This is a genomic window from Nocardiopsis sp. NPDC050513 (assembly GCF_044457925.1).
Classification (GTDB): domain Bacteria; phylum Actinomycetota; class Actinomycetes; order Streptosporangiales; family Streptosporangiaceae; genus Nocardiopsis.
In genome coordinates this window covers 367,770-393,346 of the sequence record NZ_JBITHK010000004.1, presented here as the reverse complement: position 1 = coordinate 393,346, position 25,577 = coordinate 367,770, and the positions used below count along the sequence as shown (strand labels likewise).

The 25,577-nt window shown below is 72.9% G+C and carries 29 protein-coding genes; 14 read left to right on the top strand and 15 right to left on the bottom strand.

The window, feature by feature from the left end; genetic code table 11:
- Positions 1-10 precede the first annotated feature (10 nt).
- On the top strand, positions 11-1,042 hold the full coding sequence (locus ACIBFB_RS09730; RefSeq protein WP_397228211.1) for a LacI family DNA-binding transcriptional regulator: 1,032 nt from the start codon (positions 11-13) through the stop codon (positions 1,040-1,042).
- An 81-nt stretch (positions 1,043-1,123) separates the two neighbouring features.
- Positions 1,124-2,416 carry a threonine--tRNA ligase gene (thrS, locus tag ACIBFB_RS09725; protein ID WP_397228456.1) on the top strand — a complete coding sequence of 431 codons (1,293 nt, stop codon included), beginning with the start codon at positions 1,124-1,126 and terminating at the stop codon, positions 2,414-2,416.
- Positions 2,417-2,534: 118 nt separating this feature from the next.
- On the opposite strand, the gene ACIBFB_RS09720 is transcribed toward thrS, so the two are convergent.
- Entirely contained in the window at positions 2,535-3,797 is a 1,263-nt protein-coding gene (locus ACIBFB_RS09720; protein WP_397228209.1) for an erythromycin esterase family protein, read from the bottom strand.
- A 116-nt stretch (positions 3,798-3,913) separates the two neighbouring features.
- Here ACIBFB_RS09720 and ACIBFB_RS09715 point away from each other — a divergent pair, with 116 nt between their 5' ends.
- Positions 3,914-4,645, top strand: coding sequence for a MerR family transcriptional regulator (locus tag ACIBFB_RS09715; protein WP_397228207.1), 732 nt, complete (start codon positions 3,914-3,916; stop codon positions 4,643-4,645).
- Here the strand turns inward: ACIBFB_RS09715 and ACIBFB_RS09710 are convergent.
- The 6 genes from ACIBFB_RS09710 to ACIBFB_RS09685 all read right to left on the bottom strand — a co-directional run bounded on the left by ACIBFB_RS09710 (position 4,603) and on the right by ACIBFB_RS09685 (position 9,746).
- A complete protein-coding gene (locus ACIBFB_RS09710) occupies positions 4,603-5,004 on the bottom strand; it encodes a DUF2784 domain-containing protein (RefSeq protein WP_397228205.1) in 402 nt (133 codons plus the stop codon). The genes ACIBFB_RS09715 and ACIBFB_RS09710 overlap by 43 nt on opposite strands.
- Before the next feature lie 163 nt (positions 5,005-5,167).
- Complete coding sequence (locus ACIBFB_RS09705; RefSeq protein WP_397228203.1) at positions 5,168-6,265, bottom strand: mandelate racemase/muconate lactonizing enzyme family protein; 1,098 nt, start codon at positions 6,263-6,265, stop codon at positions 5,168-5,170.
- Positions 6,256-6,411 (bottom strand): hypothetical protein, encoded by a 156-nt coding sequence (locus ACIBFB_RS09700; RefSeq protein ID WP_397228201.1) that lies wholly within the window; start codon positions 6,409-6,411, stop codon positions 6,256-6,258. Before ACIBFB_RS09700 ends, ACIBFB_RS09705 begins: the two co-directional genes overlap by 10 nt.
- A 97-nt stretch (positions 6,412-6,508) precedes the next feature.
- Positions 6,509-7,438 carry a sugar phosphate isomerase/epimerase family protein gene (locus ACIBFB_RS09695; protein ID WP_397228199.1) on the bottom strand — a complete coding sequence of 310 codons (930 nt, stop codon included), beginning with the start codon at positions 7,436-7,438 and terminating at the stop codon, positions 6,509-6,511.
- Complete coding sequence (locus ACIBFB_RS09690; protein ID WP_397228197.1) at positions 7,435-8,595, bottom strand: dihydrodipicolinate synthase family protein; 1,161 nt, start codon at positions 8,593-8,595, stop codon at positions 7,435-7,437. Before ACIBFB_RS09690 ends, ACIBFB_RS09695 begins: the two co-directional genes overlap by 4 nt.
- Positions 8,592-9,746 carry a Gfo/Idh/MocA family protein gene (locus ACIBFB_RS09685; protein ID WP_397228195.1) on the bottom strand — a complete coding sequence of 385 codons (1,155 nt, stop codon included), beginning with the start codon at positions 9,744-9,746 and terminating at the stop codon, positions 8,592-8,594. The genes ACIBFB_RS09690 and ACIBFB_RS09685 overlap by 4 nt, the downstream gene beginning before the upstream one ends.
- Before the next feature lie 359 nt (positions 9,747-10,105).
- On the opposite strand from ACIBFB_RS09685, the gene ACIBFB_RS09680 reads away from it, so the two are divergent.
- A complete protein-coding gene (locus ACIBFB_RS09680) occupies positions 10,106-11,650 on the top strand; it encodes a sodium-dependent transporter (RefSeq protein WP_397228193.1) in 1,545 nt (514 codons plus the stop codon).
- Positions 11,650-11,766 (top strand): methionine/alanine import family NSS transporter small subunit, encoded by a 117-nt coding sequence (locus ACIBFB_RS09675; protein WP_397228191.1) that lies wholly within the window; start codon positions 11,650-11,652, stop codon positions 11,764-11,766. Before ACIBFB_RS09680 ends, ACIBFB_RS09675 begins: the two co-directional genes overlap by 1 nt.
- A gap of 144 nt (positions 11,767-11,910) precedes the next feature.
- Here ACIBFB_RS09675 and ACIBFB_RS09670 read toward each other — a convergent pair whose 3' ends face one another.
- Complete coding sequence (locus tag ACIBFB_RS09670; protein ID WP_397228189.1) at positions 11,911-12,897, bottom strand: hypothetical protein; 987 nt, start codon at positions 12,895-12,897, stop codon at positions 11,911-11,913.
- Between the two features lie 391 nt (positions 12,898-13,288).
- Between ACIBFB_RS09670 and ACIBFB_RS09665 the strand changes: the two genes are divergently transcribed.
- Complete coding sequence (locus tag ACIBFB_RS09665) at positions 13,289-13,831, top strand: MOSC domain-containing protein (RefSeq protein ID WP_397228454.1); 543 nt, start codon at positions 13,289-13,291, stop codon at positions 13,829-13,831.
- 90 nt (positions 13,832-13,921) lie between these two features.
- Entirely contained in the window at positions 13,922-14,683 is a 762-nt protein-coding gene (locus ACIBFB_RS09660) for an SDR family oxidoreductase (RefSeq protein WP_397228452.1), read from the top strand.
- Here the strand turns inward: ACIBFB_RS09660 and ACIBFB_RS09655 are convergent, their stop codons facing one another.
- Positions 14,684-15,139, bottom strand: coding sequence for a nuclear transport factor 2 family protein (locus tag ACIBFB_RS09655; RefSeq protein ID WP_397228187.1), 456 nt, complete (start codon positions 15,137-15,139; stop codon positions 14,684-14,686).
- 128 nt (positions 15,140-15,267) lie between these two features.
- On the opposite strand from ACIBFB_RS09655, the gene ACIBFB_RS09650 reads away from it, so the two are divergent.
- On the top strand, positions 15,268-16,257 hold the full coding sequence (locus ACIBFB_RS09650; RefSeq protein WP_397228185.1) for a GlxA family transcriptional regulator: 990 nt from the start codon (positions 15,268-15,270) through the stop codon (positions 16,255-16,257).
- A 4-nt stretch (positions 16,258-16,261) separates the two neighbouring features.
- Entirely contained in the window at positions 16,262-17,032 is a 771-nt protein-coding gene (locus ACIBFB_RS09645) for a Mut7-C RNAse domain-containing protein (RefSeq protein WP_397228183.1), read from the top strand.
- Between the two features lie 77 nt (positions 17,033-17,109).
- Here ACIBFB_RS09645 and ACIBFB_RS09640 read toward each other — a convergent pair whose 3' ends face one another.
- Positions 17,110-17,523 carry a hypothetical protein gene (locus ACIBFB_RS09640; protein ID WP_397228181.1) on the bottom strand — a complete coding sequence of 138 codons (414 nt, stop codon included), beginning with the start codon at positions 17,521-17,523 and terminating at the stop codon, positions 17,110-17,112.
- Between the two features lie 14 nt (positions 17,524-17,537).
- Here ACIBFB_RS09640 and ACIBFB_RS09635 point away from each other — a divergent pair, with 14 nt between their 5' ends.
- The 4 genes from ACIBFB_RS09635 to ACIBFB_RS09620 all read left to right on the top strand — a co-directional run bounded on the left by ACIBFB_RS09635 (position 17,538) and on the right by ACIBFB_RS09620 (position 20,169).
- On the top strand, positions 17,538-18,089 hold the full coding sequence (locus tag ACIBFB_RS09635; RefSeq protein WP_397228179.1) for an NAD(P)H-dependent oxidoreductase: 552 nt from the start codon (positions 17,538-17,540) through the stop codon (positions 18,087-18,089).
- Positions 17,987-18,268 (top strand): NAD(P)H-dependent oxidoreductase, encoded by a 282-nt coding sequence (locus ACIBFB_RS09630; protein WP_397228177.1) that lies wholly within the window; start codon positions 17,987-17,989, stop codon positions 18,266-18,268. The genes ACIBFB_RS09635 and ACIBFB_RS09630 overlap by 103 nt, the downstream gene beginning before the upstream one ends.
- 210 nt (positions 18,269-18,478) lie before the next feature.
- Entirely contained in the window at positions 18,479-19,174 is a 696-nt protein-coding gene (locus tag ACIBFB_RS09625; protein WP_397228175.1) for a type 1 glutamine amidotransferase domain-containing protein, read from the top strand.
- 38 nt (positions 19,175-19,212) lie between these two features.
- Positions 19,213-20,169, top strand: a complete 957-nt coding sequence (locus ACIBFB_RS09620) for a LysR family transcriptional regulator (RefSeq protein WP_397228173.1) — start codon at positions 19,213-19,215, stop codon at positions 20,167-20,169.
- Positions 20,170-20,187: 18 nt separating this feature from the next.
- Here ACIBFB_RS09620 and ACIBFB_RS09615 read toward each other — a convergent pair whose 3' ends face one another.
- Complete coding sequence (locus tag ACIBFB_RS09615) at positions 20,188-20,676, bottom strand: winged helix-turn-helix transcriptional regulator (protein WP_397228171.1); 489 nt, start codon at positions 20,674-20,676, stop codon at positions 20,188-20,190.
- A gap of 103 nt (positions 20,677-20,779) precedes the next feature.
- On the opposite strand from ACIBFB_RS09615, the gene ACIBFB_RS09610 reads away from it, so the two are divergent.
- The gene (locus ACIBFB_RS09610) at positions 20,780-21,949 is read left to right on the top strand and encodes a thiolase family protein (RefSeq protein ID WP_397228169.1); all 1,170 of its coding nucleotides are present in this window, start codon (positions 20,780-20,782) and stop codon (positions 21,947-21,949) included.
- A gap of 62 nt (positions 21,950-22,011) precedes the next feature.
- Here the strand turns inward: ACIBFB_RS09610 and ACIBFB_RS09605 are convergent, their stop codons facing one another.
- The 4 genes from ACIBFB_RS09605 to ACIBFB_RS09590 form a co-directional block, all read right to left on the bottom strand.
- Complete coding sequence (locus tag ACIBFB_RS09605; protein WP_397228167.1) at positions 22,012-22,644, bottom strand: hypothetical protein; 633 nt, start codon at positions 22,642-22,644, stop codon at positions 22,012-22,014.
- Positions 22,645-22,710: 66 nt separating this feature from the next.
- Entirely contained in the window at positions 22,711-23,346 is a 636-nt protein-coding gene (locus tag ACIBFB_RS09600; RefSeq protein ID WP_397228165.1) for a hypothetical protein, read from the bottom strand.
- A 123-nt stretch (positions 23,347-23,469) separates the two neighbouring features.
- On the bottom strand, positions 23,470-24,048 hold the full coding sequence (locus tag ACIBFB_RS09595; RefSeq protein ID WP_397228163.1) for a hypothetical protein: 579 nt from the start codon (positions 24,046-24,048) through the stop codon (positions 23,470-23,472).
- Between the two features lie 850 nt (positions 24,049-24,898).
- Positions 24,899-25,501, bottom strand: a complete 603-nt coding sequence (locus ACIBFB_RS09590) for a TetR family transcriptional regulator (protein WP_397228161.1) — start codon at positions 25,499-25,501, stop codon at positions 24,899-24,901.
- Between the last annotated feature and the right edge of the window lie 76 nt (positions 25,502-25,577).

Here is a 25,577-nt window from a genome sequence, read left to right as displayed (position 1 = left end):
GCGAATCGGCGTGGAGTCCGGTTACGTGACACTGGAACAGGTCGCCCAGCACGCCGGGGTCTCCTTGGCCACGGCGTCGAGGGTCATCAACGGCAGCACCCGGCAGGTGAGCCAGCGCCTACGCGACAAGGTGACCACCAGCGCACAGGAACTGGGCTACCTGGCCAACGCCTCGGCACAGACCCTGGCCCGCAACAGCAGCTCGCTGGTCGGGCTCATCGTCCACGACATCGCCGACCCCTACTTCTCCTCGATCGCCTCGGGCGTCACCCAGCACACCGAGGACCAGGGACTCGTCCTGGTCCTGGGCACCACCGGCCGCTCCCCCCACAGGGAGAACCAGATCCTGGCCACCCTGCGGGCCCACCGGGCGCGCGCGGTGGTCCTGGTCGGATCCCGCTCCACCGACGAGGAGAGCAACCGGCGCCTGGCCGAGGAGATCCGCGTGTTCCGCAAGCAGGGCGGCAGGGTGGCGTGCGTGTCCCAGAAGGGGCTGCCCGCCGACACCGTCTGCCCCGACAACCACACCGGAGCCGCCGACCTGGCCCGCCACCTCATCGCCCAGGGCCACCGCGAGTTCGCGATCCTGGCCGGACCGACCGACCTGCGCACCGCCCGCGAACGCCTGGACGGATTCCACTCGGCGCTCTCGTCCGCCGGGCTGGAACTGGCCCACCACAACGTGGTCCACGGCGCCTTCACCCGCGACGGAGGCCACGAGTCCACCCGCCGCCTCATGGCCGTGGGAACCAACGCCACCTGCCTGTTCGCGGTCAACGACGTCATGGCCACCGGCGCGGTGGCGGCCCTGCGGGACCTGGGGCTGCGCGTTCCCGAGGACCTGTCGGTCGCCGGGTTCGACGACATCCCCACCCTGCGCGACCTCACCCCGGCCCTGACCACGGTCCGGCTCCCCCTGGAGGACATCGGACGCCAGGCCGCGGCCCTGGCCCTGGACGGCGAACCCAGCGACGAACCGCGCCTGGTGACGGTGAAGGGCCAGGTCGTCGAACGCGCCAGCACGGCGCCGCCCACACACTGAGCGGACTTTGCTACCGTGTCCACCATGCAGCAGCGCGCCACCGTCACGACGACGCCGGACCCAGTCCCGGCGCGCTGACCACTGTCTGACACCAAGCCCCGGGGCGAGTGCCCCGGGGCTTCGTCGTCCGGTCACCCGCCCGCCGAACGCGAGGAGACCACCGTGCACGACCACCGCAAGCTCGGCCGGGAACTGCACCTGTTCGACACCGACCCGCTGATCGGAGCAGGACTGCCCTACTGGCTGCCCGACGGAGCGACCGTACGCCACACCCTGGAGGAGTACGTCCGCGACGCCGAACGGCGCGCCGGATACCGACACGTCTACTCACCCGTACTGGGAAAACGGGAACTGTACGAGATCTCCGGCCACTGGTCCCACTACAGCGACGACATGTTCCCGCCGATGGAACTGGGCTCCGAACAGGTCGTCCTGCGGCCCAGCCTGTGCCCGCACCACGCGCTCGTCTTCCGGTCCCGCCCCCGCAGCCACCGCGACCTGCCCCTGCGCATCGCCGAGCTCGGCGGCATGTACCGCTGCGAACCCTCCGGCGTACTCGGCGGGCTGACCCGCGTGCGGGCCATCCAACTCAACGACGCGCACGTCTTCTGCACCCCCGACCAGGCCGCCGACGAAGCCGCGGCCGCGCTGGGGATGATCCGGCGGGCACACACCGACCTCGGCATCACCCCGGCCCGTTACCGGCTCTCACTGCCCGGCCCCGGAGGCAAGTACGTCGACTCCCCCGAGCTGTGGCGCCGCTCCACCGACCTGCTGACCCGGGTCCTGGACGGCCTCGGCCTGCCCTACGACGCGGACGAGGGCGAGGCCGCCTTCTACGGCCCCAAGATCGACGTCCAGGTCACCGACGACGCGGGCCGCGAATCCACCCTGTCCACCGTCCAGGTCGACTTCCACCAACCCGAGCGCTTCGACCTGCGCTACGTCGGCGCGGACGGCGCCCGGCACCGGCCGGTCATGGTGCACCGCAGCATCGTCGGCAGCGTGGAGCGCGCCGTGGCGCACCTGATCGAACAGCACGGCGGCGCCTTCCCGGCCTGGCTCGCCCCCACCCAGGTGGCGGTCCTACCGGTCTCCGCCGACCAGCACGACCACGCCCGCGCCGTCGCCCGCAGGTGCGCCGACCACGGGCTGCGCGCCGAGATCCTGGACCCCGAACGCGGCAGCCTGGGCGCCCGCATCCGCCAGGCCCGACTGGTCCCCTACCAGGCTGTGGCCGGAGCCCGTGAGGCGGCCGACGACCACCTGGCCCTGCGCCTGCGCGACGGACGCCGACTCGCCCCCCGTCCCGCCGAGGAGGTCCTCGCGCACGTGCGGGACCTGGTCAACGCCCACCGCACCGACCTGTGGTGACCCGACAGGCCGGGCCGCGATCCTCCTGGCTCCCAGGAGTGGTTGCCACACCCTGACCCACGGGGGGCGACACACGTGCGGGACCGGCCCCGCCCCCGCACGGCCGACACCTCCCCCGTCACCCGGCCCCGGACACCGCGTCCTCCAGGAAGGCCACCGCGTCGACCCCGCCCAGGTCCGCCAGACCCAGCGGAAAATACCGGTAGTCCCGCGCGGTGTCCGGAACCGTCAACCCGGGCCGCCCCTCCAGAGCGGCCGCCACCCGGTCGGCCGAGAACAGCGCCGCGCCCTCCGTCGCCTCCCGCAGCGCCCCCCGCACGGTGTCGGGGCCCGGATCCCCCAGACCCGGCCAGGGAGCGGTCCCGGCATCGGAGGCGACCACCGCGTACTCCTCGCCCAGGGCCGTCGCGACGACCGCCCCGGCGCACCACCAGCCCACCTGCGACCCCGCCATGGTCATCGCGGCGCGCTCGCGCCGCACGTGCTGGTTGTGGGCGAACACCAGAACCGGCCCCCGGTCCCGCTCGGCGCGCACCAGAGCCAGCAGATTGGCGGCCATCATGGCGTCCCTGCCGCCCCCCAACCGCTCCATCCGCCCGGGCTGGTCGACCGAGGAGTCCGCCATGACCGCGTGGTACCGCAACAGGTCCAGGGCGGTGCGCCCGAACAGACGCGCCCGCCGGTACTCCTCGCCGGAACCGGACGCCACCAGGTCCGGGGCCTCGGACCACAGGAGTCCGGCCAGGTCGTCGGCGACGATCCTCAACTCCCGCGCCCGTCCGCCCGCGCCGATCGACCGACCGGGATCCATCATCGCGGCGGGCTCGGTCCACTCCCCGTCGTCACCGATCAGCGCGTCCACGCGCTCCCACCCGTGCCGGATCCGGTCCGCGCCCAGGTGGGCCCTCAGGTAGGCGTGCAGCCCGGCCAGAGCCGTGCGCGGGCTGGCCGCGCCCGAGATCTCGAGCGGGCCGTCGAACCCGTGGAACCCGACCCGGTCGGCCGGCTCCCGCCCCCCGTTGTACACGCGCAGCCACTCCACGAGCTCCCGGTTGGCGGCCAGTTCGCCGTAGCCGTGACTGAAACCGGTCGACAGCACCTCGTCCAGGTCACCGTCTCCCCCTCGGACGTAGGCGTCGACCGCCAGCCCCGCCAGGCAGTCGCTCTCGACCGCGATCGACCGGTACCCCCACCGCTCCACCAGGTGACGGAACACCCGGTTGCGCAGGCGGGGGAAGGCCTCGACGCCGTGGGTGGGCTCCCCCCACCCCAGGAGCCGCGGCAGGCACCGCCTGGATTCGAGGAAGGCATCCAGCCCCGGGACGAGGCCGGACCCTCCCGAAGCCGGTCCCAACGGGTGGACAGCAGACGACACCGACATCGTGAACCTCCAAGGGCCGTGGACAACACCTTCGACCGTATCCTTGAACTCTCGGTGGAAACTTTCACCGCGAACACCGGGAAAAGATCCACCAAAGTCTCAAAACCGGGAGAAGCATGCCGCACCGCGAACGGCTCCGGCCCGTCGACCTGGCCCGCGAACACGGCCTGTCCACCCAGGCCGTGCGCAACTACGAGGACGACGGGATCCTGCCCGCCGCACCGCGCACCGGCCACGGGTTCCGCCAGTACACCCCGACCCACGCCCAGGCCCTGCGCGCCTTCCTCGCCCTGCGCACCGGGCACGGCCACCAGCTCGCCGCCGCGATCATGCGGGCCGCCAACACCGGCGACCACGACACCGTCCTGCGCCTCGTCGACCAGAGCCACGTCCGCGCCCTGCGCGACCGCACCACCCTCGACGAGGTCACCGCCGCCCTGGACGACCTCACCTCGGGCCAGGCCCCCGCCCCGGCGCACGGACGCGCCCCGACCATCGGCGCCCTGGCCCACCAGCTCGGCATCCGCCCGGCCACCCTGCGCGCATGGGAGAAGGCCGGGATCGTGCGCCCCGACCGCGACCCCGCCACCGGCCACCGCCACTACCCCCCCGACGCGGTCCGCGACGCCCACCTCGCCCGCCAACTCCGCCGCGGCGGCCACCCGCTCGCCCGCATCGCCGCCGTCACCGACCAGATCAGGAACGCCGGAGGGGTGACATCACTGGACGAGGCACTGCGCACCTGGCGGACCGACCTCAACCGACGCTCCCGCGCCGTGCTGGCGGCCGGAGCCGAACTCGCGCACTACCTGGACCTCACCGGCACCGCCGCGCGCGACGCCTCCTGACCCGACCTGCGGACACGGGCGCGCCACCACGCTCCCGCCCACGACACCGCGATGATCCCCCCGATCGCCACCCGGGAGGTCATCAGGTGCTCCCGCGGGTACAGCGTGCCGGTGAAGTAGAAGTCGATGAACCCCGCCTCCATCACCGGGCGCCCCGTGCCCGACCTCGACCAGTTCTCGACCTCGGTCAGCACGCACGGCCAGTCCACGATCACGATCCCCAGCGCGTAGGCCGCCGCACCCAGGTGGACCCAGAACACCCCGGGCCGTCGCCACGCCAGGAAGCCACCCAGGACCACGAAGGAGAAGAACGCGAAGTGCAGGGCCGTCGCCGTGTGCCCGATCAGCAGGAAAGCCATACGCCGAACCTAGGGCCGGGCCGCTCCGGCCGCATCGGTACCCGCCCCCAGCCGCCCTGAGTACCCCTACTCACGACGCTGCACGCGCTGAACCAGGCGGCTGCCCGCGCTCATCGCGCGCGCCCATCCCGTCCGCAACCCACGACGGCCCGCCCCAGCCGCGTCAGCGGTGCCAGGGGGAGACGGACGCGACCGGGGTGAGCGTGTCGGCGAACACCAGGCCGTGGCCGGGCCCGGTGTCGGCGCGCACCCGTCCCCCCGCGAACTCCACCCCGCTGGGGCGGGCCAACGCGCCCAGCGCGGCGAAGGAGGCGCGGTCCACGTCCTCGACCATCGCCACCCGGGGCAGGCACAGCGCCAACTGTCCCGACAGCTCGGGCAACAGGTGCGGAGCCACCGGCACGCCCCGTCGCGCCATCGACTCCGCGATCCTCAGGAACGGCGTGACCCCGCCCACCCGCACCACGTTGGGCTGGGCGACGTCGCACACCCCCAACTCCACCGCCCTGTCGAACTCCGCCGCGGTACGCAGGTTCTCCCCCACCGCGAACGGCACACGCGTGCGCTCCCGCAACCGCGCGTGCGCCTCCAGGTCCCCCGCCGCCAACGGCTCCTCCACGAAGTGCAGGTCGAACGGCTCCAGCGCCGCCAGCGCACGGGCCGCCGTGGGCACGTCCCACCGCTGGTTGGCGTCCACCATCAGCAGCCGGTCCGGGCCCAGCACCTCGCGCACCGCCGCGACACGCTCCACGTCCCGGCCCACGTCCGCCGACCCGACCTTGATCTTCACCGCGCGGTGACCGGCCGCCACCCATCCCCGCACCTGTTCCAGCAGGTCCGGCAGCGGATACTCCAGGTTCACCCCGCTGCCGTAGGACCGGGCCTCCTCCCGCCGCCGGCCCACCATGTCCACCAGGCTCACCCCGGCCGACCGCGCCACCAGATCCCACAGGGCGATGTCCACGCCCGCCGCGGCCATCAGCGTCAGACCGCTGGTGCCCGCCTCACGCAGGTGCCAGCACAGCTCCTCCCACCGTGCCGGATGGGCCTCCCGCCCGACCAGGGCCGCCGGACAGTCATCGTTGACCAGAGCCTCCACCGCCCGGGCGCCGATCAGCGGCGTCCACGCGAACCCCGTCCCCACCTGCCCGCCGTCGGTGCGCACCCGCACCACGACCAGGTCGTTGCGGTCCACGCCCCCGTCCCATGCCCGGTGCAGCGGCAACCGGAAGGCCCGCGCGGACACCTCGCTCACACGCACTCCGCCCAGCCCTCCTCCACCAGCCGCAGACCGGCCCCGACGAGCGCGGGCGGGGCCGACACGCCCGCGCTGACCCCTGCCCGGGTGTCGAAGGGGGTGGTGAGATGTTCACAACTGAGTGTGTACGGGTGTTCATATGTACTCATGAGTCGTTCCTGTCGCGATGGGGGTTCTTGTCGACGCCGCGTCGGAGCGGTCGGCGGGTCCCGGTGCCCCCCGGGGGCGGGGCGCCCCCGGGGACACTCACAGGACGTACTGCACGTGGCGGCGGGCCAGGGTCGCGATCACCTCGTCGCCGTCGGCCGCCCAGACCCGCTCGTTGAAGATCTCCACCTCGATGTCGCCGGTGTACCCGGCCGCGTCCACCGCGCGGCGCAGCCCGCGGACGTCGGCGTGGCCGTCACCGACCATGCCCCGCCCCAGGAGCATGTCGTCGGGCAGCGGCAACTCCCAGTCGCAGACCTGGAAGGAGGCGATGCGCCCGCCCGCACCGGCGCGGGCGATCTGCCCGTGCACCGCCGGGTCCCACCAGACGTGGTAGGCGTCCACCACGACGCCCACCGCCTGCGCCTCGAACCGCTCGGCGACGTCCAGCGCCTGGCCCAGCGTGCACAGCACCGCGCGGTCGGCGCAGAACATGGGGTGCAGGGGCTCCAACGCCAGCCGGACCCCGCGCTCCCGGGCATGGGGCACCAGCTCGGCCAGCGCCTCGACCATGCGCTCGCGCACCGCGGCCAGGTCGCGCTCGCCTCCGGGCAGCCCCCCGACCACCATGACCAGGCAAGGAGCGCCCAGTTCGGCGGCCTCGTCGATCGCCCGGCGGTTGTCGTCCAGAGCCGCGCCCCGGTCGGAGCCGGTCAGGAACCCGCCCCGGCAGTAGGAGGACACCCGCAGACCCGACCGGCGCAGCAGCCGGGCGGCCTCGGCCAGCCCCATCTCGGCGACCGGCTCGCGCCACACGCCGATGGCGGGGAGCCCGGCGCGCAGGCAGCCGTCGACGGCCTGGACGAGGTTCCAGTACTTGACGGTGGCCTGGTTGAGGGACAGGCGGGACAGGGCCGGATCCCCCGGCCGGGGGGTGGGCACCGCGGCGGGCCGGCCCCAGGGCAGGTCCACGGCGGCGGGAACGATCTCGCCGGCGCCCGGGGGAGGGGAGGGGACGTCGGCGCTCACTGGTCCACCCCCGACACCCGCAGCAGGGACCGCATGCGCGCCACCGCCAGGTCGGGGTCGCTCAGGACCCCGGCGGCGTCGGCCAGGCGCACCGCCTGGGCCAGGTGGGGCAGGTCGCGGGCGCTGTGCAGGCCGCCCACCATGTGGAACCCCTTCTGATGGCCGTTGAGCCAGGCCAGGAAGGCGATCCCGGTCTTGTAGTAGAAGGTGGGGGCGGCGAACAGGTGCCGGGCCAGGGGGACGGTGGGGTCCATCAGGGCCCGGTAGCGGGCCGTGCCGCCCTCGTCCAGGGCGGCCAGCGCCCGGGCGGCGGCCGGCGCGATGGCCGCGAGGATCCCGAGCAGGGCGTGGGAGTGTCCGTGCTCGTCGCCCAGAATCAGCTCCGGGTAGTGGAAGTCGTCGCCGGTGTACAGGCGCACTCCCTCTGGGAGCAGGCGGCGCAGCCGGATCTCCAGGGAGGCGTCCAGCAGGGAGACCTTGATGCCCTCCACCCGGTCCCCGTGCTCGGCGATGAGGGCGGCCACCGGTTCGATCGCCTCGGCCGGGTCCCCGTACCCCCAGTACCCGGCCAGCGCGGGGTCGAAGGCGGTGCCCAGCCAGTGCAGGATGACCGGTCGGCCGGCCTCGCGGAGCAGGCGGCCGTAGACCTTGACGTAGTCGTCCGGGCCGGAAGCGACGGCCGCCAGAGCGCGGGAGGCCATCAGGACGGGCGTGGCACCGGAGCCCTGGACGACGCCGAGCTGCTCCCCGTACGCGGTGATAACGCTTTCCAGGCTGGTGTGCGAAGGGTCGAGCTGGTCGGTGCCGACTCCGCAGGCCAGGGCGGCGCCGCGCGCCGCGGCCTCCGCGCCCGACCTGCGGATGAGTTCGGCGGTGGCCGTCCAGTCCAGGCCCATGCCGCGTTGGGCGGTGTCCATGGCGTCGGCCACGCCCAACCCCTGGTCCCACAGGTGGTGGCGGAAGGCCAGGGTGGCGTCCCAGTCCAGGCGGGGGGGCGCCCCGGGGGCGTTGGGGGCCGCGGGGTCGGCGACCACGTGGGCGGCCGCGTAGGCCGTCCGCGACCGTGCGGGGGGCACGGGCGCGGTGTCCACGGGGGTGCCGGTGAGCGTGTAGTCCTCCACACCGCCGTCAGCGGTGGGCATGCGCAGGGTGTTCACGACAGGGTGACCTCGTCCAGTTCGACGGTGGACCCGGTGCGCGCCGACTGCAGCCCGGCCTCGGCCATCTGGAGGCCGCGGGCACCGGCGAGCAGGTCGTGCGGGAAGGGGGAGCCGGTGACGACGTGCTTGAGGAAGTCCTCCCACTGCGCGCGGAAGCCGTTGGGGAACTCGGTGTTGTCGGGCACCTGCTCCCACAGGTCGCGGTAGCGCCCCGGGTCCTCGATGTCGGGGTTCCAGACCGCCTTGGGCGTGGCCGACCTGTGCTGGACGCGGCAGGTGCGCAGCCCCGCCACGGCGCTGCCGTGGGTGCCGTCGACCTGGAACTCCACGAGCTCGTCGCGGGCCACGCGCACGCTCCAGGACGAGTTGATCTGGGCGAGGACGCCGCCGTCCAGCTCGAAGATGCCGTAGGCGGAGTCGTCGGCGGTGGCGTCGTAGGGGTCGCCCCGCTCGTCCCAGCGGCGCGGGATGTGCGTGGCCACCTTGGCGGTGACCGTCCGCACCGGGCCGAACAGGTGCTCCAGGATGTAGTGCCAGTGCGGGAACATGTCCAGCACCATGCCGCCGCCCTCCTCGGCGCGGTAGTTCCAGCTGGGCCGCTGGGCCGGCTGCCAGTCGCCCTCGAAGACCCAGTAGCCGAACTCGCCGCGGATCGACAGGATCCGGCCGAAGAAGCCGGACTCGACCAGGCGGCGGAGTTTGAGCAGGCCCGGCAGGAAGAGCTTGTCCTGGACGACCCCGTTGCGCACCCCGGCGTCGCGGGCGAGCTTGGCCAGCTCCAGGGCCGAGGCCAGGGTGCCGGCGGTGGGCTTCTCGACGTAGACGTGTTTGCCCGCGGCGATCGCGGCGCGTACGGCCGCCTCGCGGGCGTGCGTGATCTGGGCGTCGAAGTAGATCGACACCGCGTCCTCGGCCAGCACCGCGTCCAGGTCGGTCGAGTAGCGTTCGAGGCCGTGGCGCTCGGCGATCTCGCGGAGCTTGCGCTCCGAACGCCCGACCAGGATCGGTTCGGGGATGATCCGGGTCCCGTCGGGCAGAGACACGCCCCCCGCCTCGCGGATGGCCAGGATCGACCTGGCCAGGTGCTGCCTGTACCCCATGCGTCCGGTGACGCCGTTCATGGCCACACCCAACACGTGATCACCCATGGGTGGTTACCCCTTTCCGTATGAAAGCGCTTTCCAGCCTACGGCAAACCGCCCCCTCGCACCAGGGGCCCCTGGCCTCCCAGCGCTGACCGGCGCGGGAGCGGCGCCCACCCAGACACGCCGCGAACCCTGCGGACAGCGCGTGCGCACCGCCCCTGACCGCACCGGCCCCCTCGGCAAGGCAGGCTGACCACGGCCCGTAAGCCCCGATTGCCAACCACCAGAGCTGGACGATCCCACACCCCGAACCCGCCGCGACACGACAAAGCGTCGCCCCGCGCCGCCCACACGATGCCCAACCGCCCAACTCCTGCTAGCGTGCGGATCGCGAACAACATGATGATTTAGGAGACCTGAACATGGTCCAACAGACGCGCGAGCAGTGGGGGACGCGCGCGGGCTTCCTGATGGCGGCGATCGGATCCGCCATCGGCCTCGGCAACATCTGGCGATTCCCCTACGTCGCCTACGAGAACGGCGGCGGCGCCTTCCTGGTGCCCTACCTCGTCGCCCTCCTCACCGCCGGCATCCCCCTGCTCATCCTCGAATACGCCATCGGACACCGGTACCGCTCCTCGGCGCCCCTGTCCTACCGGCGCCTCCTGCGCCCCGCCGAAGCGATCGGCTGGTGGCAGGTCGCGATCTGCTTCGTCATCGCCGTCTACTACGCGGTGATCATCGCCTGGGCGATCCGCTACACCTTCTTCTCCTTCGGGCAGCAGTGGGGCGAGGACCCCAACGCCTTCTTCTTCGGCACGTTCCTCCAGACCGCGGAGACGCCCGGCATGGTCTCCGGCTACGTCTCCGGAGTCGCCTGGCCCCTGATCGCCGTCTGGGCCGTCGTCCTGGGCGTCCTGGCTCTGGGCATCCGCAACGGCGTGGAGAAGGCCAACCGGATCTTCATCCCCCTGCTGCTGGTCCTCTTCCTCGTCATGGTCGTCCAGGCCCTCACTCTCGACGGCGCCACCCAGGGCCTCGACGCCCTGTTCACCCCCGACTGGGCCGCCATGAGGGAGGGCAGCGTCTGGATCGCCGCCTACGGACAGATCTTCTTCTCCCTGTCCATCGGCTTCGGCATCATGGTCACCTACGCTTCCTACCTGCGCCGCAAGTCCGACCTGACCGGCTCCGCGCTCGTCGCGGGCTTCGCCAACAGCTCCTTCGAACTGCTGGCCGGCATCGGCGTCTTCGCCGCCCTGGGCTTCATGGCCACCGCGGCGGGCACCAGCGTCGACCAGGTCGCCACCTCCGGTCTGGGCCTGGCCTTCGTCGCCTTCCCCCAGATCATCTCCAGCCTGCCCTTCGGCGCCAGCCTCTTCGGCGTGCTGTTCTTCAGCTCCCTCGTGGTCGCCGGAATCAGCTCCCTGCTCAGCATCGTCCAGGTCATCGTCTCGGCCGTGCACGAACGCACCGGCATGGGCCGCGTCCCGACCGTCCTGGCCGTCGGCGGCGCCACCGCCCTGGCCTCGATCCTGCTCTTCCCCACACACGAGGGCCTGTTCTTCCTCGACGTGGCCGACCACTTCATCAACCAGTACGGCATCGCCCTGGCCGGGCTCGTGCTCATCATCACCGTCTCCTGGATCGCCAGGAAACTGCCGCTGTTCCAGGCCCACGCCAACGCGGTGTCCTCCCTGCGACTGGGCCTGTGGTGGCGCCTGACCCTAGGCGCCGTCACCCCCGCCCTGCTCGGCTACATGATGTGGGACAGCCTGCGCACCGAACTGGACGCCAACTACGGCGAGTACCCCACCCCGTTCCTGCTCAGCGCGGGCTGGGGCGTGGCCATCGGCGCCATCGTCATCGGCGTGGCCATCTCGCTCCTGCCGTGGAAGCGCGCCGACGAACTCGCCGCCCAGGACGCACGCGCCGACCACAACCCGACCACGGAAGGGGACCAGTGATGTCCACCGGTGCCATCGTCATGATGGTCGTGTCCATCGTCCTTGTCTGGGGCGGCCTGGTCGCGGCCATCGTCAACCTGCGCCGCAACCCCGAAGAACCCGAACACCACGAATAGACGGCCCCCGGGGCGGCGGGCACCCCGCCGCCCCGGGCCGGCACGGACCCGCCGGAACCACAAGCGCCGCGTCGACCCGCCACCGGACGCTCCGCCTCCCGCCCGCCTTCCGGGACGGCGCCGCCGATCGACGCGGGCGAACGCTCAACCGCGGCCGCTCTGCCCCGCCACCCGCAGCTGGCGGAGCAGACCGCCGTAGTCCTCGTCGTCGTCGCTGATGAAGATCGGGAAGGAACCGTCGACCAACGCGACGCCCTCGACCTTGAGCCCCGAACTGCGCGCGAGCTCCTCCGGCGGATCGACCGGACGCAGCCGGGCGCCGACGGGCCCGCCCGGACGCACCACCGCGGCGCGGTACACGGCGCTGTCGAAGGGGCCGAGGTCACCGGGATCATAGGCCGACGAGATGTAGACGTTGCCCTCCCCGTCGATGTCCAGGCCCGAGGCGGGGCGCGCGTCCGGCGGTTCGGGCGCCGTGAAGGACACCGACGTCCACCTCCGCCCGAACTCGATCCGGCCGCTCTCCTCGATCCGCACACGGGTCATGTTGACACGGGTGGTGTCGCTTCCCTGCGCCCGCTCGGCGTACACGAAGTAGTCCCTCCCCCGGACCGTCACGACGCCCGTCGCCTCGACGTTCACCAGCGGTTCGGGCGTCCTGGGCCACGGCACCGCGCCCGCGATCGTGACGTCGAGGTCCTCATCCCACCGGGCGAGATAGATGGTGGGATCGGGGTCGGTGCCGTCGGCGTTGCTCTCCACCAGCAGGGCCTCGTCGCGACCGGGCACCCGGGCGATGCTCTCCAGGTCATTGGGCACATCGGGGAACGCGACATCGAGTTCCCGGACGATGATCCCATCGGTGCCGACAGGGGTCCGCACGATCGACAGGCGCGGCAGGTCGCGCTCGGCGTAGTCGTCCCTCGCGTCGTGGCAGACCAGGAAGACCTGCTGGGGCTCCCCGCCGCTACCCCCGGCGGCCGTGGCGAGCCAGGCGATGCCGCTGAACTCGCGCGGCGCCCTGATCTCGCTCCGGCCGGTCCAAGCTCCACCCGAGGAGGCGTCGACACCTCCCGCGGTGAGCGCGAGCACGCCCAGCACCGCGGCGGCCGGCGCCACACCGCGTGTCATCAACCGACGTCGCATCCTCGTCCTCCCATCGTGCGGCGGGCACGGCCGCCGCGTCCGCTCTGCACGAACCTAGGACAGGAGACCGAAAACCCGGTGCACACACCGCCGGGAGCCTGCAAGAATTCGACGTCCCCGGTCGAAGGCGCACAGGAGTCCGCGACGGGCGCAGCGCACGACCGCCGCGTCCGGCCCGACCCTGCACCACCGGACCACGACCGGCGCCCTCCACCAGGAACACCGCCAACCCGCCGACACACGACTCCACCGGAGCCCGGCCGAACCAGAGCGCGCCCGCGCCGACCGCGACCGGACCCCGGACCTGGAGGCGATGCGCCCCCAGACACCCGCCCCCGCCCACCCGCTCGCGCCCGACCCCACGCACGAGGCCACCATGCACCCCACCGTCACATCGGTCAGCGCCAGCCCCACCCACACCTTCAGCAAACCCACCCGCACCAGCATCCGCCTCCTGGCCGGACTCGGCGTCGAGGGCGACGCCCACCTGGGCACCACCGTCAAACACCGCTCCCGCGTCGCCCAGGACCCCACCCAACCCAACCTGCGCCAGGTCCACCTCATCCACGCCGAACTCCTCGACGAGGTCGCCGCCCACGGCCACCACGTCCAACCCGGCCAACTCGGCGAGAACATCACCACCCACGGCCTGGACCTGCTCTCCCTGAGCACCGGAACCGTCCTCCACCTCGGACCCCGCGCACGGATCCGCGTCACCGGCCTGCGCAACCCCTGCGCCCAGATCAACGGCCTCTCCCACGGCCTGCTCGCGCACCTGGTCCACCGCGAGGACGACCTCACCACCACCCGCCGCGCCGGAATCATGGGCACCGTCCTGACCAGCGGAACCGTACAACCCGGCATGGACATCACCATCCACCCGCCCCAGGGACCCCACCTGCCACTCCAACGCGTCTGAACGTCCCCCGACACCCCACCCGGCCACCGCCGGCGCCCCCACCCCCGGTGCTAGCGTCAGGACCGGCGCACGCACACCCGGGAGGCAGCCCTGACCACGATCGCCGTCACCGGCGCGACCGGCACCCTGGGCCGCCCCCTCACCGCACAGCTCCGCCAGGCCGGACACCGCGTACGCGCCCTGAGCCGCCACCCCGACCCCGGCGACCCCCACTCCCAAGCCGTCGACCTGCGCACCGGCACCGGACTCGACGCGGCCACCGCCGGCGCCCACGTCGTCGTGCACTGCGCCACCGACCCCACCGGCGGCGACATCCCCGCCGCCACCCACCTCATCCGCTCCGCCCGCCGTGCCGGAGTCGACCACATCGTCTACGTCTCCATCGTCGGCGTCGACCGCGTCCCCCTGCCCTACTACCAGACCAAGCACACGGTCGAACGCGCCCTGGAAGCCTCCGGACTCGGCTGGACCCTGCTGCGCTCCACCCAGTTCCACGACCTCATCGCGCGCCTGCTGTCCCACGCCGCGCGCCTGCCCCTCATGCCGGTGCCCGACCTCGACGTCCAACCCGTCGACACCGCCGAAGTCGCCGCCCGCCTGGCCCACCTGGCCCAACACGACCCCGCCGGACGCGTCCCCGACATGGGCGGACCCCGCGTGGAACCCCTGACCGACCTCGCCCGCGCCCACCTCGACGCGGCCGGGCAGCACCGCCGCCCCCTCCCGCTCCGTCTGCCGGGCCGCACCTTCGCCGCCTTCGCCGCCGGACACCACCTGGCGCCCACCCGCGACGTCGGACGAACCACCTTCGCCGAGTACCTCGCCCAGCACCCGCCCGCACCCCGGCGCTGATCACGCCAGCGGGAACGGCCTCCCGCGCTCCTGGACCGGACGCGGACCGAAGATCCGCCGCTCCCCCTCGGCGATCCGCACGTCGTTGACGCTCGCCTCCCGCCGCCGCATCAACCCCTGCCCGTCGAACTCCCACAGTTCGTTGCCGTAACTGCGCCACCACCGGCCCGCCGCGTCCCGGGACTCGTACTGGAACCGCACCGCGATCCGGTCGTCCCCGAACGCCCACAGCTCCTTGCGCAGCGCGTACTCCAACTCGCGATCCCACTTGCGCCGCAGGAACGCCTCGATCCGCGCCCGACCGGTGACGAACACGTCCCGGTTGCGCCACACCGAATCCGGTGTGTAGGCGAGCACCACCCGGGCAGCGTCCCGCGTGTTCCAGGCATCCTCGGCGGCCTGCACCTTGACACGGGCATCGGCCTCGGTGAACGGGGGGACGGGCGGACGGCCCATAACGCACTCTCCTCAGACGCGGCTTGTCCCACGCCGCCCAGCCTGCCCACCGCACCACCCCCACCGCGATGTCCCAGCGGACACATCTCCCACACATTCGGACACGCCGATCGGATACCGTCGCCCGCATGCCGCCACGCACCATCGCCGTCCTGGCCTACGACGGCGCCCGCCTCATGGACGTCACCGCACCCCTGGAGGTCCTGTCCACCGCCACCGGGTTCGGCGCCGACTACCGCCTCACCCTGTGCTCCCCCGACGGCCTCCCCGTCACCACCGCCGCGGGCGCCCGCCTGACGGCCGACGCCCCCGCCCACGACATCGCCGCCCCCCACACCCTGATCGTCCCCGGATCACCCACCCTGCCCCGCACCCCCGCACCCGACGGACTCCTCACCGCGATCGGCGCCCTGGCCCGCCGCGCCACCCGTGTCGCCTCCGTGTGCACCGGGGCCTTCGCCCTGGCCCGCGCCGGCCTCCTCGACGGACGCCGCGCCACCACCCACTGGCGCCACACCGCACTCCTGGCCCGCCTCCACCCCCAGATCCACGTCGAACCCGACGCCCTCCACGTCCGCGACGGCCACCTGCTCACCTCCGCCGGGGTCAGCGCCGGCATCGACCTCTCCCTGGCCCTGGTCGAGGACGACCACGGCCCCACCCTCGCCCGCGACACCGCCCGCGACCTGGTCGTCTTCCTCCAACGACCCGGCGGACAGTCCCAGTTCTCCGTGCCCTCCCGCACCCCGCCCACCCGCGACGACCGCCTGCGCGCCGTCCTCGACACCATCGCCGCCGACCCCGCCGCCCACCACTCCACACCCGCCCTCGCCACCCTGGCCGGCGTCACCCCGCGCCACCTCACCCGCCTCTTCCGCGACCAGATCGGCACCACCCCCGCCGCCCACGTCGAAGCCGTCCGCCTCGAAGCCGCCCAAACCCTCCTCGAAACCGGAGCCAGCATCACCACCGCCGCACAGCGCAGCGGCCTGGGCAGCGACGAATCCCTACGCCGCGCCTTCCTGCGCCACCTGGGCATCACCCCCTCCGCCTACCGGGCCCGCTTCCGCACCACCCGGGAACACCACGACCACAGACCCCACCGCGTGCGATCCTGAAAGCATGGAAGAGGACACCCGACTGACACTGCGCTTCGCGCCCGAACTCCGGTTCTTCCTTCCCCCACGCCACCGGAGCGCCCCCGTCCGCGTCGACCGCGACGGCACCTCCACCCTCGGCCACATCGTCGAATCCCTCGGCGTCCCCCGCACCGAACTCGGCGCCCTCCACATCGACGGCCACCCCGTCGACCCCTCGCACCAGCCCCGCCCCGGCCAGGTCGTCGACGTCGCCCCCCTGCCCCGCCCCCAACCGCTGCCCCCCGGCTTCCAGCCGCCCCGCTTCCTCCTCGACGTGCACCTGGGCACCCTCGCACGCCGCCTGCGCCTGCTCGGCCTGGACACCGACTACCACAACGACCGCGACGACCCCACCCTCGTCCGCCAGGCCAACGACCAACACCGCGTCCTGCTCACCCGCGACCGCAAACTCCTGTGCCGCAAGGCCCTGCGCGTGGGCGCCCACATCCACCACGACCAACCCGACCGCCAACTCACCGACGTCCTGGAACGCTTCGCCCCGCCCCTGCGCCCCTGGACCCGCTGCCCGGAGTGCAACGGCCCCCTCACCCCCGTCGCCAAGGGCGAGGTCGCCGACACCCTCCCCGTCGGCACACGCGCCACCTACGACACGTTCGCGCGCTGCACCGCGTGCGCCCGCGTGTACTGGCGCGGCGCCCACCACGCACACCTCACCCAGATCATCCGCGACGCCCGCGCCACACTCGCGACGGTCCCCCAGCCACGCGGAACCACCGCACTCCCCGCACACTGACCCGAGAACACCGCCTCCCCCTCCCACCCGGCACAGCCGCCCCCGCCGCGACCCGAGCCGGCGTGGCCCACCCGTCCTCAGACGCCCCCGCCCAACCGGGCCAACGCCGCCGTCTGCCCACCACCCGGCCCGGTGCCGAACACGTGCACCACCAACCCCGTCTCCCCCGGCGTGGCCCACCCGCCCTCAGACGCCCCCGCCCAACCGGGCCAACGCCGCCGTCTGCCCACCACCCGGCCCGGTGCCGCGCACGCCACCACCTCACCCGAACCCCAGATCCGCGCGAAGTCGCCACTGCGCGCGGACAGATCGGTGATCAACACCCCCAGCTCCCGGTCCCCGGGAAACCGCCCCGCGAACACCCGCAACTGCCCCACCGCCTCGAGGGCCCGCGCCTCCCACTCCGGGTACACCTCCCGCGCGGCCGGATCCAGGAACAGGAACCGCGCCTGGTTGCGGTCACGCCGCCCCGGCTCCCCCCGCCCGCCCACGGGAACCTGGCGCCATGACCGACACGACACCACGCGGCGTCCTCATCGTCACCGCCCACCCCGAACCCCGCTCCCTCACCGACACCGCCGCCCGCCGCCTGCGCGCGGCCGGACACCGGGTCCGCGTCTCGGACCTGTACGCGATGAAGTGGAAGGCGGGCGTGGACGCCGACGACTACCCCGACCGCGACCCCAGCCGCCCCCTCGACGTGCTCGCCGACTCCGGGACCGCCACACGCCAAGGACGCCTCACCCGCGACGTCGCCGCCGAACAGGCCAAGGTGAACGGGGCCGACGCGGTCATCCTCCAGTTCCCGATGCGGTGGTTCTCGGTGCCCGCCGTCCTCAAGGGGTGGATCGACCGGGTCTTCACCTACGAGTGGGCCCACGGCCCCTCCGTGCCACCGCCCCCTACACCGCCCAAGGCGCCCTGGCGGGACGGCGGGCCCTGCTGTCGGTCACCGTGGGCGCCCGCGCCACGGCCTTCTCCGACCGGGGGATCCACGGCCGCCTGTCCAACGTGCTCCACCCCCTCCAGCACGGCTTCGCCTGGTTCACCGGCATGACCCCGCTGGAACCGTTCACCGTCTACGACACCGTCCACATGAGTCCCGCACACGTCGCCGAGGCCAAAGCCGCCTACACCGCGCGGTTGGACGGGCTCCTCACCGACCCGCCGGTCCCCTACCGGTCCCTGACCGGCGGCGACTACGACCACGACATGCGACTGCGCCCGACCCGCTGACCCCGCGGCTACCTCCACCGGGGCGCGGCCCAACGGGCGGCCCCGGCCCGCCCGCGCCGACGATCGCCCCCTGGGCCCCGCCCACCCGCCCGCCCGCCATAGGGAAACCGATGACACGTATGCGCGTTTCCATTGGTCCGATCACAGGCTGATCGCCTAGGTTCGACACCGTCACCACCACGACGGACCGCACCCGACAGGAGCACCACCATGGCGGACATCCTCTTCGTGATCACCGGCGCCGACCACTGGACACTCGCCGACGGCACCGCACACCCCACCGGCTTCTGGGCCGAGGAAGTCCTCACCCCCCACCAGGCGTTCACAACCGCCGGACACCGCGTCACCGTCGCCACACCCGGCGGCGTCCTGCCCACCGCCGACCAGGCCAGCCTCACACCCGAGTCCAACGGAGGCCCCGACGGCGCCGACGCCGCCCGCCGCGCCCTGGCGGCCATGACCGAACTCCGCCACCCGCGCGCACTGGACGAGGTCGACCCCACCGCCTTCGACGCCGTCTTCTACCCCGGCGGGCACGGCCCCATGCAGGACCTGGCCGTCGACGCCGACTCCGGCGCCCTGCTCACCCGCGCACTCGACCACGGCACACCCCTGGGAGTGGTCTGCCACGGCCCCGCCGCGCTCCTGGCCGCCACCCGCCCCGACGGCGCCAACGCCTTCGCCGGATACCGGGTCGCCGCCTTCACCAACGCCGAGGAGACCCAGGCCGGATTCGCCGACAAGGCCCCCTGGCTGCTCCAGGACCGCCTCACCGACGCGGGACTGACCGTCCAGGCCCGTGAACCCTGGGCCCCCAACGTCGTCACCGACCGCACACTGGTCACCGGCCAGAACCCCGCCTCCTCGGCGCCGCTGGCCGCCGCACTCCTCACGCTGCTGCGCTGAGCGCCGGCCACCCACCCGCATCCGTAGAATCCACAGGTATGGGACACAAGGACGGCGACGACCCGGCCGCACCGCTCCTGGCGGCGCAGCCGGACCTCAACCTCCTGCGCACCTTCCTGGCCGTGTACCGGTCCGGGTCCTTCACCGCGGCCGCCGCGCTCCTGGGCCTGTCCCAACCCACCGTCACCACCCAGATCCGCAACCTGGAACGCACCACCGGCCAAGCCCTGTTCGAACGCCTGCCCCGCGGCGCCACCCCCACCCCCCTCGCCCACGACCTGGCCGCCCGCGTGGCCGCACCCCTGGACGCACTGGCCGCCGCCACCGGATGCGATCCCGAAGTCCTCGCCCCCACCGCACCCGTCCACCTGGCCGGACCCGCCGAGTACCTGTCCACGTGCGTACTGCCCTCCCTGGCCCCCCTGATCGCCGACGGCCTGTACCTGCGCGTGACCACCGGACTGACCGACCCCCTGCTCGACGAACTGCGCGCCGGCCGCTACGACCTGGTCATCTCCACCGCCCGGCCCCGCGGGCGCACCCTGCTGTCGGAGCCCCTGGCCGACGAGGAGTTCGCGCTGGTGGCCGCCCCCGTATGGGCCGACCGCGTCCGCGACCGCCTGGCCGACGAAGGCCCCTCCGCCCTGCACGAGGTCCCCCTGGTCTCCTACGCCGAGGACCTGCCCATCGTCCGCCGCTACTGGCGCCACGTCTTCGGCCGGCGCCTCACCTGCCGCGCCACGCTCACCATCCCCGACCTGCGCGGAGTGCTGTCCGCCGTCAAGGCGGGCGCGGGCTTCAGCGTGCTGCCCACCTACCTGTGCGCCGACGCCTTCGCCACCGGGGCGCTCGTCCTGCTCCACGAGACCGACGACCCGCCCATCAACACCGCCCACCTGGTACAACGCCCCGGCATCCCCTACAACCCGCACGTGACCCGGGTCCGCGACCACCTGCTCAAACCCGGCCCGCACACCTGCGACCCCGGCGTGTGAACCGGCCGCGGCGCCCGCTCAGCGCCGGCCGATCCGCCGGGTCGGCAGGATCCGCAGATCCTCCTCGGCGCGCTCGGTCCCGTCCGGGGCCAGGTAGCCCACGCGCACGGGTTCGGCGGAGGCGTCGTCGACCACCGACAGCGGCGCGCCGTCCGGGCGCAGGTGCTTGGCGCCCCACTCCATCAACGCCACGATCACCGGTGTCAGGTCGCGCCCCCGCTCGGTGGGCACGTACTCGTACCGGGTGCGGGCGCCGGGCTCCTTGTAGGGACGGCGGGTGAGCAGCCCGGCCTCGGTCAGCTGCCTCAGCCGCGCGGCCGCGACCGCCTCGGTGACCCCCACCCGCTCGACGAACAGCTCGAAGCGCCGGACGCCGAACAGCAGCGCCTCACGCATGATCAGCATCGACGAACGGGGCCCGACGGCGTCCAGGGCCCCGGCCATGGCGCACTCGGTGGGGCGCCAGGCGCGCAGATCGGACAGCGAGCGGTCCAGCTTGATCGTCATACCCCAGAGCCTAGACGCCCCGCCTGACTTGACAAGCCCATAGTCAGAATCCTAGCTTCTGACTATGCCAAACCATAGCCAGACCGCCGCACAAGGCACACCCATGCGCGAAGCCGTCATCGTCGACGCCGTCCGCACCCCCATCGGCAAGGGCAGACCCACCGGCGCCCTCCACGACGTCAACGCCGTCGACCTGCTCGCCCACACCCTCCGCGCCCTCATCGAACGCACCGGCCTGGACCCCGCCCGGATCGACGACGTCATCGGCGGCGTGGTCACCCAACACGGCGAACAGGCCGCCAACACGACCCGCCGCGCACTCCTGGCCGCCGGATTCCCCGAATCCGTACCCGCCACCACCGTCGACCGCCAGTGCGGCAGCAGCCAACAGGCCGTCCACTTCGCCGCCCAGGGCGTCATCGCCGGCGCCTACGACATCGCCATCGCCGCCGGCGTCGAATCCATGGGCCGCGTCCCCATGGGCGCCAACCTCACCGGATCCACCGACCCCCTGGGCGAGGGCTTCACCAAGCGCTACCCCGACGGCCCCGTCGGACAGGGCATCGCCGCCGAACTCATCGCCGCCCACTGGGACATCTCCCGCCAACACATGGACGACTTCGCCCTCACCAGCCACACCCGCGCCGCCGACGCCACCCGCCGCGGCGCCTTCGACACCCAACTCGCCCCCCTGAACGGCCTCACCGCCGACGAGGGCATCCGCCCCGACACCACACCCCACGCCCTGGCGGCCCTGCGCCCCGCCTACCACGACCAGGCCACCGCCGCCCGCTTCCCCCAGATCACCTGGGACATCACCGCCGGCAACGCCAGCCCCCTCAGCGACGGCAGCGCCGCCGTCCTCATCATGGGCGCCGACACCGCCGCCGCCCTGGGCCTGACCCCCCTGGCCCGACTGCACACCTTCGCCCTGGCCGCCGACGACCCCCTCCTCATGCTCACCGCCGTCATCCCCGCCACCCGCAAGGTCCTCGACCGCGCCGGACTCACCGTCGACGACATCGACCTGTTCGAAATCAACGAGGCGTTCGCCTCCGTCGTCCTGGCCTGGGCCCGCGAAACCGGCGCCGACCTGCAACGCGTCAACGTCAACGGCGGCGCCATCGCCCTCGGACACCCGCTCGGCGCCAGCGGAGCCCGACTCATGACCACCCTCGTGCACGCCCTGCACGAACACGGCGGCCGGTACGGACTCCAGGCCATGTGCGAGGCCGGAGGACTGTCCAACGCCACGATCATCGAACGCCTGTGACCGCTCCCCTCCCCGGAGACAGGGGCGCCTCGGATGCCCCCGCGGTGGGAGACTGCGGCCCCTCAGCGCGGCATGACCGTCTCCACCGGATCCGGCAACGGCTCCCCGTCGGTGTACTCGCACGTCACAGCGACCTCGGTCCCGATCCCACCCCGGGCGGTGGTGGTGACACAGGCCCGCCCGTGCTCGTCGGCGAACGCGACGACCTGCACACGGTCCCGGTCGGATTCGGGGTCGGGGTCCGGCGGCGGCCGCCGCGTGTCCGCACCGGGCTCCACACCCTCGGGCGGGTAGTCGCAGTCCAGACTCGTCTCGTCGATACTGCCCGTGCCCAGCCGGATCGCGACGAGCGTGCACGCACGCCCGTGCGCGTCGGTCGCGGTGAGCATCTCCACCCACTCCCACTCCTCGTCCGGGCGCGGGTCGGGCAGGGCACGCCGGTCCCGCTCCACGGGCGCCCGACCCTCGGGAGGCGTCTCGCAGTCCGTACTGCTCTCGGTCTCGTCGCCCTCGTCCACATTCGGATCGTCGCTGCCCGGAGAGACGACCACCACCGACGTGCAGGCGAATCCGGTGACGTCGGTGAAGCTCACGATGTCGGCGGTGTCGGTCGGCGCGACCGTGCACGCGGTCGCCGTGACGAGCAGACCCAGGACGGGAAGCGGAAGAAGGAAGTGCCGGGAAAGGTCGCGCATGATTCACCTCGTCGAGTAGCGCACCCCCTTCGACGCCCACCGGGCGCCCCGGGTTTCCTCCGGGGATCAGTCCAAGTACACCTCGATCCCCAGGATGAGCAACCCGAGGAACACCGCCGACAACAACCCCACCGCCACCTGGATCACCACCCGCACCACGACACGGCCCACCGCCGGACGCCCCGCCTCGGCGCGGGCCTCCTCCCGGTGGCGCCGCACCCGCTGACTCGCGCCGTCGGAGCCGTGCGCGGTCACCAACTGGTCGGCGAACTCGCGCAGACCGTCCAACGCCGCACGCCCCTGGGGACTGACCAGCCAGGCAAGGCCGTCCGACTCCCGGGTCGACCGCGCCAGCTCGGCCCGGTAGACCTGCGACTCGCGCCGCAGGACGCCCACGCTGCGCTCCAACTCCTGCCTGCGCTCGCGCAGCTCCCGAAGGTCCTGCCTCGCCTCGCCCAACTGGTCGCGTGCCTCCTCCAGAGCGCGGGCCAGGCGCCGGTCCTCGCGGGTGCTGAGCATCTCCACCCCGACGTGCGCGGCCAAGATGACCACGCCGACGGCGATCATCCATCCGCGCTGGTACCAGGCCGAACCCTCGAGCGTGCCGATGTAGTCGCCGGACAGCCCGAGCATCGCCGCGGTACCCACGATCCACGTCCGGATCCCGACCCGGTACCGGGCCAGCAGGTGCAGAAGAGCCATGGGGGGTCCCTCCTCATGTGGGGGGAGGCGTGCAGCGCGCCCTCCATGGTTGACGACGCGAACGGGGCAACGGTTCCCGGCACCGGGAACCGCACGCACCGGCACAAGCCCCCGGCCCAGCCCTCAGGCCGGGCCGCCCGGCAGGATGAGGCCGGTCAACAGGGCGCGGTGCGTGGTTCCCGCCACGTCCAGGATCTCCAGTTCCACCACGGCGACCCGCTCGTCCACCAGCACGTGGTCGATGGCGGCCTCGGGGAGACCGCGCAGCCCGTCCCGCCAGGCGGCCACCGTGGAGGGGCGGCGCGGGGACATCGGGTGGACGGACACCACCTCCACCGGCCCAGCGGCGTCCGGATCCGCGTGCCCGAAGTGGACGTTGAGGGTGAGCAGCCGCAGGGGTGGTCCCTCCACGGCCACGGGTCCGCCCGCGAAGGCGCGCGGCAGGATGGCGGTCGCCAGCAGGACCCCGGCCAGGGCGATGGCCGCGGCCGACCACCAGCGCCGGAGCAGGGCGGCGCCCAGCAGCGCCACTGGCGCCGCGAACAGCACGAGCGGGGCGTAGGCGAGCAGGGGGACGAGCGGAAATCCGCGCTCCAGTCCCAGAACGCGCACCAGCGCGAACAGTACGAATCCGGCGGCGGTCAACGCGGCCAGCACGGTCACCGCCCGACGGCGCCCCGGACGGGTCGTGCGCGCCGTCACTCGGCGTTCAGCTCCCCGGTTCGGGTCTCGGCACGAGAATGGGACGGCTCACGGCTCGCAGCGGTTCCGAGACGCCGGCCTTCTCCAAGTCCTTGTGCCGTCCCATCCGGCCCGGTTCTCCCGAAGACCCGGCGGACAAGCAACCCACGGGTTACTCAATCGGGGTTCACGGCAGGTGCCGCACTGCTGGACACCCACGCATCGGCCGCCCCCTCCCGTGGACCACGGCACCACGCTGGGCACCGCCTTTCGTTGTTTCGTTACGTTGGAAACGTTTCTAGATAACGTATTGCCGTGTTCTCCAACGGAACCCGGGCTCGGAGACCCCCAACCCTGACCTCCGATAAGTGAACCTTCTCAGAGGTCAGCCACGGAGGGGCGCCCCACCCTCCACACGGCGCCGCGCCGGTGCCGCAACGTTATTCAGCCACCTGCCCTGACCCGCGAGAACGCGTCAGATACAGCACACGCTGTACTGATGATGGGCGGCTTCCCGCCGTGGCCACGGCGGGCGGGACGAGCTCATCGAGCCCCGCACTCCGCCGGTCGGTCGTCTGCCACAACGCACAGGACATCGCCGGGGTGGTGCGCGACCCGATCGCGCGGGGGCGGACCATCACCGCCCAGGAGCTCGCCGCACGGTCCCCCGCATGCGCGCCCGCATCGGTTCGGCGCCCACGCCACCGGCGTGTCGGGTATCGCACCGGAGGCGTTCGATCCCGCTTCGGGCGGGATCGACCTCAGCGTCCTGGCCCCGGCCGCCAGGGGCGCGGTCCGGGAAGGCCCTGCGGCCCAGAGGCGTGCTGGGGCCGAGCGGCTGGTTCGACCGCCGGTCGCGTGGATGAAGGGGTCAGCGGCTTCCTGCCGCCGCTGCGGGGAAGAGCCGCCGGACCGCGATGACGGCAGCCGCCCGGCGATCCGCCAGGAAGCGCTCGTGCTCCTGCCGGTCGGTGCTCCCGTCCCGTTCGCTCCTGCCCGCCCAGGCCATGGCGATCTGGTTGACCAGGACCAGAACGTCGAGCGGGTCCCAGGCCGGGTCCAGGTGCCCCTCGTCCTGGGCCCGGCGCAATTGTTCGGTCTTATGGGCCACGGACTGTCGCACCGGGTCGTCCTCTGGCGCCCCGGTCGGGTCCAGCTCCAGCTGACCCCACATCATCAGGCGGTAGCGGTCGGGGTGGGCAGCGAAGTAGTCGTGCACGCGGCCCGCGTAGCCGGGAAGGTCGGTGGGATCCAGACGGGTGGCCTCGGCCACCGCCGCGAGCTCCCGGGCGGAGACCACACGGTACAGGGCTTCCTTGCCGCTGAAGTAGGCGTAGACGCGTTCCTTGCTGGTGCGGGCGGCCCTGGCGATGCGGTCGATGCGCGCCCCGGCGATCCCGTGCCGGGAGAACTCGGCCGTGGCCGCGGTGAGGATGCGGTCGCGGGTCGAATCGGCACCGGATGGAGGAGTCATCCCCCCAGATTACCGAACCGTTTGGTTTGCCCTGGCGACCCAAACGGCCTAGCATCAAACCAAACAGTTTGGTTTG

Bases quoted from the DNA above. Each gene is read 5' to 3' on its own strand.
- ACIBFB_RS09720 (WP_397228209.1), bottom strand. From the start codon at position 3,797: ATGTCGGTGTCGTCTGCTGTCCACCCGTTGGGACCGGCTTCGGGAGGG.
- ACIBFB_RS09715 (WP_397228207.1), top strand. From the start codon at position 3,914: ATGCCGCACCGCGAACGGCTCCGGCCCGTCGACCTGGCCCGCGAACAC.
- ACIBFB_RS09710 (WP_397228205.1), bottom strand. From the start codon at position 5,004: ATGGCTTTCCTGCTGATCGGGCACACGGCGACGGCCCTGCACTTCGCG.
- ACIBFB_RS09700 (WP_397228201.1), bottom strand. From the start codon at position 6,411: ATGAGTACATATGAACACCCGTACACACTCAGTTGTGAACATCTCACC.
- ACIBFB_RS09685 (WP_397228195.1), bottom strand. From the start codon at position 9,746: ATGGGTGATCACGTGTTGGGTGTGGCCATGAACGGCGTCACCGGACGC.
- ACIBFB_RS09680 (WP_397228193.1), top strand. From the start codon at position 10,106: ATGGTCCAACAGACGCGCGAGCAGTGGGGGACGCGCGCGGGCTTCCTG.
- ACIBFB_RS09675 (WP_397228191.1), top strand. From the start codon at position 11,650: ATGTCCACCGGTGCCATCGTCATGATGGTCGTGTCCATCGTCCTTGTC.
- ACIBFB_RS09670 (WP_397228189.1), bottom strand. From the start codon at position 12,897: ATGACACGCGGTGTGGCGCCGGCCGCCGCGGTGCTGGGCGTGCTCGCG.
- ACIBFB_RS09665 (WP_397228454.1), top strand. From the start codon at position 13,289: ATGCACCCCACCGTCACATCGGTCAGCGCCAGCCCCACCCACACCTTC.
- ACIBFB_RS09655 (WP_397228187.1), bottom strand. From the start codon at position 15,139: ATGGGCCGTCCGCCCGTCCCCCCGTTCACCGAGGCCGATGCCCGTGTC.
- ACIBFB_RS09650 (WP_397228185.1), top strand. From the start codon at position 15,268: ATGCCGCCACGCACCATCGCCGTCCTGGCCTACGACGGCGCCCGCCTC.
- ACIBFB_RS09645 (WP_397228183.1), top strand. From the start codon at position 16,262: ATGGAAGAGGACACCCGACTGACACTGCGCTTCGCGCCCGAACTCCGG.
- ACIBFB_RS09635 (WP_397228179.1), top strand. From the start codon at position 17,538: ATGACCGACACGACACCACGCGGCGTCCTCATCGTCACCGCCCACCCC.
- ACIBFB_RS09625 (WP_397228175.1), top strand. From the start codon at position 18,479: ATGGCGGACATCCTCTTCGTGATCACCGGCGCCGACCACTGGACACTC.
- ACIBFB_RS09620 (WP_397228173.1), top strand. From the start codon at position 19,213: ATGGGACACAAGGACGGCGACGACCCGGCCGCACCGCTCCTGGCGGCG.
- ACIBFB_RS09615 (WP_397228171.1), bottom strand. From the start codon at position 20,676: ATGACGATCAAGCTGGACCGCTCGCTGTCCGATCTGCGCGCCTGGCGC.
- ACIBFB_RS09610 (WP_397228169.1), top strand. From the start codon at position 20,780: ATGCGCGAAGCCGTCATCGTCGACGCCGTCCGCACCCCCATCGGCAAG.
- ACIBFB_RS09605 (WP_397228167.1), bottom strand. From the start codon at position 22,644: ATGCGCGACCTTTCCCGGCACTTCCTTCTTCCGCTTCCCGTCCTGGGT.
- ACIBFB_RS09600 (WP_397228165.1), bottom strand. From the start codon at position 23,346: ATGGCTCTTCTGCACCTGCTGGCCCGGTACCGGGTCGGGATCCGGACG.
- ACIBFB_RS09590 (WP_397228161.1), bottom strand. From the start codon at position 25,501: ATGACTCCTCCATCCGGTGCCGATTCGACCCGCGACCGCATCCTCACC.